The sequence below is a fragment of the Streptomyces sp. SM10 genome (assembly GCF_002910915.1).
GTDB lineage: Bacteria > Actinomycetota > Actinomycetes > Streptomycetales > Streptomycetaceae > Streptomyces.
Genome location: NZ_NEUF01000028.1, coordinates 13,914 through 26,234, shown reverse-complemented (window position 1 = coordinate 26,234; position 12,321 = coordinate 13,914). Strand labels below are relative to the sequence as shown.

Sequence of the window (12,321 nt, the reverse complement as noted above, 5' to 3'; positions counted from 1 at the left end):
GCCCTACTCCGCCGTGTCCGTCGACGGCAGGGGCGGGGCCGTCTTCGCCGGTGTCCGCCTGAGCGACTCCAGCGCGATCCGGATCGCCTCGTCCAGCTGCGGGTCCCGCCCCGCCACGTGGTCCTGCGGGGCCGTCACGACCTCGACGTCCGGGTCGACGCCGTGGTTCTCGACGCCCCAGCCGTACCCCTCCAGCCAGAAGGCGTACTTGGGCTGGGTGACCAGCGTGCCGTCGACCAGGCGGTAGCGGCTGTCGATGCCCACGACACCGCCCCAGGTGCGTGTGCCGACCACCGGGCCGATGCCGAGCGCCTTGATCGCCGCGTTCACGATGTCGCCGTCCGAACCGGAGAACTCGTTCGCCACGGCCACGACCGGTCCGCGCGGCGCGTCGCCCGGGTAGCTGGCGGGCTGCATGCCGCGCGGCAGGTCCCAGCCGACGATGCGGCGGGCCAGCTTCTCCACCACCAGTTGCGAGGTGTGCCCGCCGCGGTTCTCCCGCACGTCGACCACCAGTCCCTCGCGGGCGACCTCGGTGCGCAGGTCGCGGTGGATCTGGGCCCACCCCGAGCCGACCATGTCGGGGACGTGGAGGTAGCCGATGCGACCGCCCGACCGCTCGTGCACGTACGCCCGCCGGTCGGCGACCCACGCGTGGTAGCGCAGCGCCTCCTCGTCGGCCACGGGGACGACGACGACATGACGGGGGTCGCCGCCGTCGACCGGGGAGACGGTCAGCTCGACGGGCTTGCCGGCCGCGCCGGTGAGCAGCGGTGCGGGCCCGGTGAGAGTGTCGACGGGCCGGCCGTCGACCGCCAGGATCGCGTCCCCGGGCCGCACGGCGACGCCCGGCGCGGCGAGCGGGGCCCGGGCGGCCGGGTCGGAGGTCTCCGAGGGCAGGATCCGGTCGATGCGCCAGCGTCCGTCGTCGGCGCGGGAGAGGTCGGCGCCGAGCAGCCCCTGCCGGGTGGAGTCGTCGTACCCGCCGGAGGGGGCCATCACGTACGCGTGCGAGGTGCCGAGTTCGCCCTGCACCTCCCAGAGCAGGTCCATGAGGTCGTCGTGGGTCGCGACCCGCTCCAGCACCGGGCGGTAGCGGTCCAGGACTCCGTCCCAGTCGATGCCGCCCATGTCGGGCCGCCAGAAGTTGTCCCGCATGATGCGGCCCGCCTCGTCGTACATCTGGCGCCATTCGGCGGCCGGGTCGAGGGTGCGGCGGACACGGGAGAGGTCGACGGTGACCTGGTGGTCGCCGTCGTCGTCCGAGCCCTGGGAGACCCGGCTGTCGGAGGGGACCACCCGCAGCTCGCCGCCGCTGAGCAGGACCACCCGCCTGCCGTCGCCGCTGACCGTGAACCCGTCGGTTGCGGAGGCGAGTTCCTCGCAGCGCAGCTTCTCCAGGTCGTACCGCACGAGGGCGGTCCCCTCGCCGCGGTCGCCGGGCGTCGCCGCACCGGTGCCGAGCACTCCGGTCACCGGGTGGCGCAGCCAGAGCAGCCCGTCCTTGGCGGCCCGGAGCGAGGAGTAGCTGCCGGCCTCGACGGGCAGCGGCACGATCCGGTCGGCGAGACCGTCGAGGTCGATGCGGGTGACGGGGAGCGCGGTGGGGTTGTCGTCGTCGTCACCCTTCTCCTTCTCGGGCGGGCGGCCGTGGAGCCACGGCCCGAACGGGGAGGGTGTGGTGGCGCCGAGCGTCAGCAGGTGCGGTCGGCAGGAGCCGGCGAACGCCATGTCGAAGACGTGTGCGTCGTAGACCGGGTCGAAGGTCCGCTCGGAGAGGAAGGCCAGGTGCTTCCCGTCGGTGGTGAAGGCGGGGGCGAAGTCACGGAACCGCAGCGGGGTGGCTTCGGTGACCGACAGGTCCGCGAGGTGGGCGAGCCGGAGCTGGCTGAGCGACTCGGCACCGGGGTGCGACCAGGCGAGCCAGGAGGAGTCGGGCGAGAAGACGAGCCCGGAGGCGTCGCCGTTGCCGCTGCGGTCCACCTCGTGGACCTCGCCGCTCTCCCGCTCGACGACCAGCACCCGCCCGTCGTGGGCGGCGACGGCGAAGCGGCTGCCGTCGGGCGCGGGGGCCAGGTCCAGGACCCGGCCGATCCGGCCCGCCGCGAGGCGGCGCGGTGCGGTGCCGGGCGCGGTTCCGGTGGCGGGGGCCACTTCCAGCGCGTCGTCGCCCTCGGCGTCGGTCACCCACACGACATGCGGGTCGCCGTCGGCCTGGAAGGTGCGCGGGAGCCTGGCCCGTACGCCGGGTTCGGTCGCCAGCGCGCGGGCCGGGCCCTCGCGGTGGGTGACCCAGTGGACGGCGCCGCGGGACCCGACCGCGCTGCCGCGGCCGGTACGGTCCGGGGACACGCCGTGCAGGTGGCTCCCGGCGTGCACGACGTGCGGCTGCAGGTCGGCGCGCTGGCCGCCGAGCCGGATGTCGAGGAGGCGGGCCTCGTCGCTCTCCAGGCTGTCCAGGAGCCGGAGTTCGCCGGCCCGGGCAAAGGCGACACGGGTGCCGTCGGTGGTGGCCTGCCGGGCGTAGAAGCCGTCGATGCCGCTGTGACGGCGCAGGTCCGTGCCGTCGGGCAGGGAGGAGTAGAGCGCGCCGACGCCCTCGTGGTCGCTGAGGAAGGCGATCCGCTCACCGACCCACAGGGGGCATTCGATGTTGCCGTCGAGGTCCGCGTGGATGCGGGTGAACTCCTCGGGGCCACCGTCCTCGGGCCGGTCCGCGGCGGCGATCCAGAGCTTGCCGGCCGTTCCGCCGCGGTAGCGCTTCCAGGCGGCGGCCTCGCGTCCCATGGTGGCCGAAAGCAGCAGGACCCGTCCGCCGGGTCCGTACGCCAGGGAGCCGACCGGACCGTAGGGCAGGGTCCGTGCGGGGCCGCCGTCGACCGGGACGGCCCGGGCCCAGCTGCGCCGCAGCGAGACCTGTCCCTGGGTGCTGATGACCAGCACATCGCCGTCGGGGGTCCAGCCGCGCACGGAGGTGCGCGCGTCGCCCCAGTGGGTCAGCCGCCGGGCGGGGCCGCCGTCGACAGGCGCGATGTGCACCTCCGGCGCCCCGTCCCGGGTGGAGGTCCAGGCGACGAGACTGCCGTCGGGTGATATCCGCGGCTGGGTCACGGGGCGGTTGTCGGCGCTCACGCGCCAGGCTCGGCCGCCGTCGAGCGGCGCCAGCCAGACATCGTCCTCGGCGGTGAAGGCGATCAGGTCGCCCTGGACATGGGGATACCGGAGGTAGGAAGGCTGTGTCACACGGATCACCCTAGGCCGCGGTCCCCTCCGGAGGACCGGAGTTGGCCGGAGTCCGCCGTACGGCGGGCCTCCGGTCACGCGTCTCCCGGCCGGCCGTTCCGGTCACCGTCAGGACCGGCCGGCTCCCCCGCGGGCGAGGCGGTTGCGGTGGTTGCCGGGGCCGGCCGCCCGGCCCCGCGGGCGCTCGCCGCCCCACCGGTCCCGGTGCCTCCCCGCGACGCGCGCTACGACCAGCGGCCCGTGCGTCCCAGCAGCAGGGCCGTCGCCGCCGTGCCCGCCGTGGAGGTGCGCAGGACGGTCGGTCCGAGCCGGCAGGTCCGGGCGCCGACGGCCGCGAACGCGGCCAGCTCGTCCCGCGAGACCCCGCCCTCGGGGCCGACGACGAGCACGATCCCGCCCGATCCGGGCAGGTCGACGGTGGCCAGGGCCTCACTGTCGTGGTCACGGTCCTCGTGCAGGACGACGGCCAGGTCCGCGGTGGCCAGCAGGGCTGCGACCTGCTTGGTCGTCATGGCCTCCGCCACCTCGGGGAAGCGCACCCGGCGCGACTGCTTGCCCGCCTCACGGGCCGTGTTGCGCCATTTCGCCAGGGACTTCAGACCCCGGTCGCCCTTCCACTGCGTGATGCAGCGCGCGGCCTGCCAGGGCACGATCGCGTCGACGCCCGTCTCGGTCATCGTCTCCACGGCGAGCTCACCCCGGTCCCCCTTGGGGAGCGCCTGGACGACGGTGATGCGGGGAGCGGGAGGGGGCTCCTCGTGCACCGGTTCCAGGCCGGTGACCACGAGCCGGTCCTTGCCCTCGGCGGCCCCTACGACGCCTTCCGCCCAGCGGCCGCGCCCGTCGGTGAGGACGACGTCCTCACCGGGGTTCAGCCGCTTCACCGAGACGGCGTGCCGCCCCTCGGGTCCCTCCAGGACGAACTCCGGCCCGCCGGGCAGCTGTTCGACGACGAAGACCGGTGCCGTCACGGGGCACTCCTCACGCTCACGGCCGCTCGCGCGGCTTCCATCTCGGCGGCGAGCAGGCCGACGAGTTCCCCGGCCGGCAGCTCGCGTGCCATCCGGTGGCCCTGGCCCGCCCACAGGGCCATGCCCTGGGCGTCCCCGGCCTGGGCGGCCGCTGTGCGCAGCCCGCTGGTCAGCTGGTGCACCTGCGGATAGGCGGCCGGGGCGTACGGGCCGTGCTCCCGCACGAACCGGTTGACCAGTCCGCGCGCGGGGCGGCCGGAGAACGCCCGGGTCAGGGTCGTGGTCACGAACAGCGGGTTGGTCAACGCCTGCTTGTGCAGCGGGTGGGCCCCCGACTCGGGGCAGGGCAGGAACGCCGTACCGAGCTGGGCCGCATCGGCGCCCGCGGCCAGGACGGCCGTGATCTGGGAGCCGAGCATCAGTCCGCCGGCGGCGATCACCGGGAGGTCCACGCAGGCGCGGACCTCGGCGACCAGGGAGAGCAGCCCGGTGCCGGTGAGACCGGCCTGCGGGTCGTCGCGGTGCGTGGACTGGTGGCCGCCCGCCTCCGTGCCCTGGACGCAGAGTGCGCCGGCCCCCGCCCACTGCGCGTTCCGCGCCTCCTGGGGCGAGGTCACCGTGACGACGGTGAGCGTGCCGGCGGCGGCGAACGCGTCGAGGACCTCGCGGCTGGGGCAGCCGAAGGTGAAGGAGACCACGGGTACGGGGTCCTCGAGCAGGATCGCGACCTTGGCCTCGTAGCCGTCGTCCCCGTCGGCGTCCGGGTCTCCGAGGGGGGTCCCGTACCAGGTGGCCTCGCCGGCGAGCTGGTGGCGGTAGACCTCGACAGCGCTCGGGTCGGCGACCAGCGGCTGGGGCATGAAGAGGTTGACGCCGAAGGACCTGCCGGTCGTCCGCCGGACCTGCTTCACCTCGTTGTACATGCCGTCCGCCGTCTTGTACCCGGCGGCGAGGAAGCCGATCCCCCCGGCCTCGCCCACGGCCGCGACCAGTTCCGGGCGTGACGCGCCGCCCGCCATCGGGGCCTGCACGATCGGGTAGCGGCAGAGACCGGTCAGCGCCAAGGACATGACCGCATCGTGCCACGTCCGGCGGATCGTGCCGAATCGGCCCTTTCACACGGCCCGGGACCGCCGCACACACGGCACCGCCCGCCGGTACGGGACCGGCGGGCGGTGCTGCGGGCGGTGCGGCCGCCGGGTTCAGCGGCCGTTGAAGGCGTCCTTCAGGCGGGAGAACAGCCCCTGCTGTCCCGGCTGGAACTGGCCCGTGGGCCGCTCCTCGCCGCGCAGCCGGGACAGCTCCCGAAGGAGCTGCTCCTGCTCCGGGTCCATCTTCGTCGGGGTCATGACCTCGACGTGCACGATCAGGTCGCCGCGTCCGCCGCCGCGCAGGTGCGTGATGCCCCGCCCGTGCAGCGGGACCGACTGTCCGGACTGGGTGCCCGGCCTGATGTCGATCTCCTCCAGACCGTCGAGCGTCTCCAGCGGCACCTGGGTGCCGAGCGCCGCGGCCGTCATCGGGATGGTGACCGTGCAGTGGAGATCGTCGCCGCGCCTCTGGAACACGGCGTGCGGGAGCTCGTGGATCTCGACGTAGAGGTCGCCGGCGGGGCCGCCGCCGGGGCCGACCTCGCCCTCGCCCGCGAGCTGGATCCGGGTGCCGTTGTCGACACCGGCGGGGATCTTCACGGTGAGGGTGCGCCGCGAGCGGATGCGGCCGTCACCGGCGCACTCGGGGCACGGGGTCGGCACGACCGTGCCGAAGCCCTGGCACTGCGGGCAGGGCCGCGAGGTCATGACCTGGCCGAGGAACGACCGGGTGACCTGGGAGACCTCGCCCCGGCCGCGGCACATGTCACAGGTCTGCGCGGAGGTGCCGGGTGCGGCGCCCTCGCCACTGCAGGTCGTACAGACGACCGCCGTGTCGACCTGGATGTCCTTGGTCGTGCCGAAGGCCGCCTCGGAGAGGTCGATCTCCAGCCGGATCATCGCGTCCTGGCCGCGCCGGGTGCGCGAACGGGGTCCGCGCTGCGACGCCGTGCCGAAGAACGCGTCCATGATGTCGCTGAAGTTGCCGAAGCCACCGGCTCCGAAGCCACCGGCGCCACCACCACCGCCCGAGGCGGACAGCGGGTCACCACCGAGGTCGTAGACCTGCTTCTTCTGCGGGTCCGAGAGCACCTCGTAAGCGGCGTTGATCTCCTTGAACCGCTCCTGGGTCTTCGGATCCGGGTTGACATCCGGGTGCAGCTCGCGTGCGAGCCGCCGGAATGCCTTCTTGATCTCGTCCTGGGAAGCGTCGCGGCGCACGCCGAGTACGGCGTAGTAGTCCGTGGCCACTTACGACTCCGCCAGGATCTGTCCGACGTAACGTGCCACTGCGCGTACCGCTCCCATCGTTCCGGGGTAGTCCATGCGGGTCGGTCCGACCACGCCGAGTTTGGCGACTGCCTCGTCGCCCGAACCGTAGCCGACCGCGACGACGGACGTGGAGTTGAGGCCCTCGTGGGCGTTCTCGTGCCCGATCCGTACGGTCATGCCTGAATCCGTCGCCTCACCGAGCAGCTTCAGCAGCACGACCTGCTCCTCCAGTGCCTCCAGCACCGGCCGGATCATCACAGGGAAGTCGTGCCCGAAGCGGGTGAGGTTGGAGGTGCCGCCGATGATCAGCCGCTCCTCCGTCTCTTCGACCAGAGTCTCGAGAAGGACCGAGAGCACCGTCGAAACGGTCCCCCTGTCCTCGGCCTCGAAGGACTCCGGCAGGTCCTGCACCAGCTGCGGGACGTCCGCGAAGCGGCGTCCCACGACCCGGCTGTTGAGCCGGGCCCGCAGATCCGCCAGCGACATGTCACCGAACGGTGCAGGGCAGTCGATCATACGCTGTTCGACCCGGCCCGTGTCCGTGATCAGCACGAGCATCAGCCGGGCCGGGGCCAGCGACAGGAGCTCCACGTGCCGGACGGTCGACCGGGTCAGCGAGGGGTACTGCACGACGGCGACCTGTCTGGTCAGCTGCGCCAGCAGCCGGACCGTGCGGCCCACGACGTCGTCGAGGTCGACCGCGCCGTCGAGGAAATTCTGAATGGCCCGGCGCTCCGGCGACGACAGGGGCTTGACCCCCGCGAGCCTGTCGACGAAGAGCCGGTAGCCCTTGTCCGTCGGGATGCGCCCCGCACTCGTGTGCGGCTGGGCGATGAAGCCCTCGTCCTCCAGCACCGCCATGTCGTTGCGCACGGTCGCCGGGGAGACCCCGAGGCTGTGCCGCTCCGTGAGCGCCTTGGAGCCGACGGGCTCCTCGGTGCCGACATAGTCCTGGACGATGGCGCGCAGCACTTCGAGTCTGCGTTCACTGAGCACCGCGCACACCTCCAGCTGTGGTTCTTCGGCTTCCGCCTGGCACTCTGTGCGTTCGAGTGCCAGCAATTCCCCCGGCCAGTGTACGGGGGCGAGGTGGTCCCGGGGCAAGGGCGACCGGCCACGCCGCCGCAGGACCGCGCAGGTCGTTGCCGATAGCGTCGCCGTATGGACGTCTGTTGGGAAGAGTTCGGCTGGGAGCGGTTGGGCAACGGTACGGGACGGCGGCGCCTCCCCGTCTGGGACGCGACCACCGCGCTGGTGGCGGGGGCGGACGGGGCGCTGCTCTACGACACCGGTGCGACGCTCCGGGAGGGCGTCGAGCTGCGGACGCAGGCGGAGGGCCTGCTCGGCCGGAGGGTGACGCATATCGCACTGAGCCATCCGCACTTCGACCATGTTCTGGGCACCGCGGCCTTCTCCGGGGCGGCGGTGTACGGCGCGGTCGGCACGGCGGAGCTGCTGGGGCGGAGCGCCGGGGAACTGCGCGCGGACGCGGTGCGGCACGGAATGAGCGAGGCGGACGCCGCGGCGGCCACGGACACGCTGGTGGCACCACGGCACCAGGTGAGCGGCGAGTGGACGCTCGACCTCGGCGGCGGGCTCCAGGTGCTGCTGGCCAACGTGGGCCCCGGCCACAGCGGCCACGACCTCGCGGTGCTGGTGCCGGGCTCCCCCGTCGTGGTGCTCTGCGGCGATCTGGTCGAGGAGTCCGGTGAACCGCAGGCCGGTCGGGACGCCGTCCCCTCCCACTGGCCGGCGGCGCTGGACCGGCTGCTGGAGCTGGGCGGCGAGGAGGCGCTGTACGTGCCGGGGCACGGGGCGGTGGTGGACGCGGCGTTCGTACGGGCGCAGCGCGATCACCTGGCCTCGCGCTTCGGCGTGTCGTGAGAGGGGCCGCGCTTATCGTCGTGGCATGCGCAGCTACCAGCCGGACCTGACTCCGCCGTGGAAGAAGTCCGCTCCCGCCCCCGAGGTGCCCGCCGAGCCCGACCTGGTCGTCGAGGAGGCCGTCACCGGCTTCTGCGGGGCGGTGATCCGGTGCGAGAAGACGGCCCAGGGGCCGACGGTCACGCTGGAGGACCGCTTCGGCACGCACCGGGTGTTCCCGATGGAACCGCGGGGCTTCCTGCTGGAGGGCAGGGTGGTCACGCTCGTACGCCCGTCGGCCGGCGGCCCCGTCCGCCCCGCGCGGACCGCCTCCGGTTCGGTGGCGGTGCCCGGGGCGCGGGCCCGGGTAGCGCGTGCGGGCCGGATCTACGTGGAGGGGCGGCACGACGCCGAGCTCGTCGAGCGGGTGTGGGGCGACGACCTGCGCATCGAGGGCGTGGTGGTGGAGTACCTGGAGGGGATCGACGACCTCCCGGCGATCGTCCGGGAGTTCGCGCCCGGTCCGGACGCCCGGCTGGGTGTGCTGGTCGACCATCTGGTGCCCGGCTCCAAGGAGTCCCGGATCGCCGCCCAGGTCACCGACGGGCACGTGCTGGTGGTGGGGCATCCGTACATCGACGTCTGGGAGGCCGTGAAGCCGTCGTCCGTCGGCATCCCCGGCTGGCCGGTGGTCCCACGCGGCCAGGACTGGAAGACGGGCGTCTGCCGCTCGCTGGGCTGGCCGGAGAACACGGGTGCGGCGTGGCAGCACATCCTCTCCAGGGTCGGCTCGTACAAGGACCTGGAGCCTCAGCTGCTCGGCCGTGTCGAGGAACTGATCGACTTCGTCACCCTTCCTTCCTGATGTCCCGGAAGCGTTGAGGAGGATCCGGTATCGATCCCCGTGAACTCCTGCGCCGCACCCTCACCATCCGTTATTGAGAGGTGACTGCAGGGTCGGCCGGAGGGAAGGCACGGGGGCGGATGACGCGCGAAGTGTGGCGGGACAGTGCGGAGAACGAGGCGGCCTCCGCCGTCTTCCACCTCATGCAGGAGCTGATCGACCAGTACCGGGTCAACCGTCCGGTGATGCCCCTGATCGTGGCCCAGGCCGAGGACGCCTCGGCCGGCCCGGGGATCGACAGCCGGGTCGAGCAGATCGTGCACCAGGTCCACCGGGCGAACCAGCTGCGCCGGGTCCCGGTGAAGCTGCTCGACGGCGGCGGGGACACCCCGTACGACGCGGCGCTCGCGATGGTCCGCACGCTCACCGAGCGTGCCTGGGAGACCCGGGGAAGCTCGCAGTACAAGCCCTTCGCCTTTCCCCGCTCCCGTCTGCTCGCCGCCATCGAGCAGGCCACGGAGACGGTCGTCGCGCGGCCGGAGGGCTTCTCCCCGCGCGAGCGCGACGAACGGATCCTCGAACAGCTCGGCAGCCTGCGCTGGCGGGCCAGCCGGTCGGGGCGCAGCACCTGGTGGGACTCGCTGCGTGCCTCGGTCCGGCCGGAGACGTTCCTGGGGGCCGTCTTCATCGCCGTGCTCAGCGTGCTGCTGGGTGAGATCGGCTGGCTGCTGACCGCCGTGGTAGCCGCCGCGGCCCTGCTGGGCCTCGCGGTCGTACGGCTGCTGACCACGACGGCGCCCCCGCTGCTCTGGCTGCGCGGGGCCAGCAGATGGCTCGCGACCACCTCTTCACTGGCCGCGTCGAGCACCGCGTACCCCTCGGACGGCTGGTCTCGCCTCTCCCCCAGCCGTTCGTGGCGGGTGATCCGCGCGCGGGCCGCCGCCGTCGCCGAGCGCGTGGCCGACGCGGGGGCGGGTGACGAGCACGCGCGCCAGTTCCATCTGGAGCTTCGGGTCCAGGCGCTGCTGGAGGACCTGCTGGACAGCTACCGGCCGCACGCCCTGGACTGGCGGCGCAGCAAGCGCACCGTGCCGCCGGTGGTGTTCCTGCCCACCGCCACGCAGGACAACGGCGGGATCCTGCTGATCAACGCCGTGAACAACGTCCGCTCGCGGCGCAGCGAGGTCGATCCTCTGCTGCTGCTCGCCTCCCTGCCCGCCGACCGGATCATGCGGCACACCCCGCCGCTGCCCCTGGTGCCGACGCCGAACGCCGGCATGAGGTCGGGGGCCCGCGCGCGGTACGAGAGCTGGGTGGACGACCTGAGCATCGGCCAGGCGCCGGCGGCGGCCGTGTCGCTGGCCTGGGTGCTGCGGCTGCCTCTGTCCACCGGGCAGCTGACCCATGAGCACGCGCACGCGCAGCTCGTCACGCATCGCGTCCGCCGGACCTGGGCCTGGTGGGTGATGTCGGGGAAGACGGTCGCCGTGGTCCTGGTCTGCGCCCTGCTGGGCACCTTCCTGTGGAGCGAGCACTGGAAGGAGACGTACTGCTACGGCCCGCTCGCCGGGCGCAGCACGGACGCGGTTCTGCTGGAGGGCCCCGGCGGGGCCAAGGAGTGCATAGGGGTGGCGACGGCCCCCCAGGTGCGGTTCGCCGAGGGCAACACCCTGCGGCTGAACGGGGTGGGCGAGGGCGTCACCTTCGAGCGGGTCGAGCAGGCCGTACGGGAGCAGAACGCCGGCATCGGCGCGGACGAACCGCATGTCACCGTCGTCTACGCGGGCCCGCTCACCGGCAGCGACGCGAACAAGGAGGACACCCGCAAGGGCCTGGAGGAGCTGACCGGTGTCTATCTCCACCAGCGGTTCGTCAACGACACGGCGAATCGTTCCGTCAAGCTCCGGGTCCTGACGGCCAACGGCGGCCAGGACATGCTGCGGCAGACGGCGGCGGTCAGGAAGATCATCGAGGTGGCCCGGCGGAACCCCTCCGTCGTCGGCGTGGTGGGCCTGGGCCGCAACACCACGGAGAGCGCGGCGGCCACCGGTCTCCTCCAGCGTGCCGGACTGCCGCTGGTGGACACCACGAACTCCGGCAGCGACCTGGCCCGCGAGTACCCGAACTACTTCGGCCTCGCCGCGACCGACGAGGAGCAGGCGGACGCCGTCGGGCTGATCGCCGGGCGGCTGGCGGACCGGCTGGACGATCCGCAGGCGGTCGTCCTGTCCAGGAAGGTGGCCAACGAGGACAAGGACCGCTACACGACCGAACAGCGCAGGGTCGGACTGGAGATGCTGAGACAGACCGGCTTCACCGTGGCCGCCGACACCCAGTACTCCCTGTCCAAGGACGGCGGCTCCGCCAATCTCGACACACCGCTGCACGCGATCTGCGGGGCGGAGCGCGTGCCCGACGCGCTGTACTTCGCGGGTCGGGTCGAGGACGTCAACACGCTGATGTCCGGCCTCGGGCAGACCGCAGGCTGCTCGGACAAGGCCATCACGGTCTTCACCGGGGACGATCTGGCCAAGGCGCGTTTCGACGACTCGACGAAGCTCGCGGACAAGGTCACGCTCTACTACGGGGCGCTCGCCCCCATGAACCGGGGCGGCGGCCGGGCGTTCTACGAGGACTCCCGCAAAACCCTGGAAGCGCTGCTGCCCGAGGGGCGGCAGCTGCCCGCGCTGCCGAAGGAGCACCCGTACGAGGACCGGCTCTTCGCCAGCGGGCAGACCGTCATGTCCTACCAGGCGACGGCGGCCCTCTACGCCGCCGCGACCCGCGGCGACAACCCGCAGAGCGCGGCGGAGACCTGGGCGACGCTCTACTCGGTGGCCCTGCACGACATGCCGACCGGGACCATCACCTTCCGGGGGACGATCCCGTACGCCGACCAGAAGGTGCACGGTCTGAACGTCGTCGAGGTCACACGGCCGGGGCCGGACGCGCGGAGCCGTGTGGTGTGCGGCCGGGCGGCGGGTGACCGGAAGCCGCTCACGCGGGCGGACTGCGCGGTGCCGTAGGGGCTCCTGCC

At 73.0% G+C, this 12,321-nt stretch carries 8 protein-coding genes; 3 read left to right on the top strand and 5 right to left on the bottom strand.

Annotated features, from left to right (window positions below):
• Nucleotides 1-3 precede the first annotated feature (3 nt).
• The 5 genes from B9S57_RS01875 to hrcA form a co-directional block, all read right to left on the bottom strand.
• Entirely contained in the window at nt 4-3,243 is a 3,240-nt protein-coding gene (locus B9S57_RS01875) for a S41 family peptidase (protein ID WP_258036176.1), read from the bottom strand.
• Between the two features lie 224 nt (nt 3,244-3,467).
• The gene (locus B9S57_RS01870) at nt 3,468-4,214 is read right to left on the bottom strand and encodes a 16S rRNA (uracil(1498)-N(3))-methyltransferase (RefSeq protein WP_103513773.1); all 747 of its coding nucleotides are present in this window, start codon (nt 4,212-4,214) and stop codon (nt 3,468-3,470) included.
• The gene (locus B9S57_RS01865) at nt 4,211-5,284 is read right to left on the bottom strand and encodes a nitronate monooxygenase (RefSeq protein ID WP_103513772.1); all 1,074 of its coding nucleotides are present in this window, start codon (nt 5,282-5,284) and stop codon (nt 4,211-4,213) included. Before B9S57_RS01865 ends, B9S57_RS01870 begins: the two co-directional genes overlap by 4 nt.
• Before the next feature lie 132 nt (nt 5,285-5,416).
• Nucleotides 5,417-6,556 carry a molecular chaperone DnaJ gene (dnaJ, locus tag B9S57_RS01860; protein ID WP_103513771.1) on the bottom strand — a complete coding sequence of 380 codons (1,140 nt, stop codon included), beginning with the start codon at nt 6,554-6,556 and terminating at the stop codon, nt 5,417-5,419.
• Nucleotides 6,557-7,573: a heat-inducible transcriptional repressor HrcA gene (gene hrcA / locus B9S57_RS01855; RefSeq protein WP_103513770.1), complete on the bottom strand. Its 1,017-nt coding sequence runs from the start codon at nt 7,571-7,573 to the stop codon at nt 6,557-6,559.
• A 165-nt stretch (nt 7,574-7,738) separates the two neighbouring features.
• Here hrcA and B9S57_RS01850 point away from each other — a divergent pair, with 165 nt between their 5' ends.
• From B9S57_RS01850 to B9S57_RS01840, 3 genes are all read left to right on the top strand, one after another.
• The gene (locus B9S57_RS01850) at nt 7,739-8,461 is read left to right on the top strand and encodes an MBL fold metallo-hydrolase (protein ID WP_103513769.1); all 723 of its coding nucleotides are present in this window, start codon (nt 7,739-7,741) and stop codon (nt 8,459-8,461) included.
• Nucleotides 8,462-8,486: 25 nt separating this feature from the next.
• Nucleotides 8,487-9,305: a DUF3097 domain-containing protein gene (locus tag B9S57_RS01845; RefSeq protein WP_103513768.1), complete on the top strand. Its 819-nt coding sequence runs from the start codon at nt 8,487-8,489 to the stop codon at nt 9,303-9,305.
• A gap of 119 nt (nt 9,306-9,424) precedes the next feature.
• Complete coding sequence (locus B9S57_RS01840; protein ID WP_103513767.1) at nt 9,425-12,310, top strand: ABC transporter substrate-binding protein; 2,886 nt, start codon at nt 9,425-9,427, stop codon at nt 12,308-12,310.
• Nucleotides 12,311-12,321 lie beyond the last annotated feature (11 nt).

Coding starts and splice junctions, on each gene's coding strand:
- B9S57_RS01865 (WP_103513772.1), bottom strand. CDS start 5,284: ATGTCCTTGGCGCTGACCGGTCTCTGCCGCTACCCGATCGTGCAGGCC.
- B9S57_RS01850 (WP_103513769.1), top strand. CDS start 7,739: ATGGACGTCTGTTGGGAAGAGTTCGGCTGGGAGCGGTTGGGCAACGGT.
- B9S57_RS01845 (WP_103513768.1), top strand. CDS start 8,487: ATGCGCAGCTACCAGCCGGACCTGACTCCGCCGTGGAAGAAGTCCGCT.
- B9S57_RS01840 (WP_103513767.1), top strand. CDS start 9,425: ATGACGCGCGAAGTGTGGCGGGACAGTGCGGAGAACGAGGCGGCCTCC.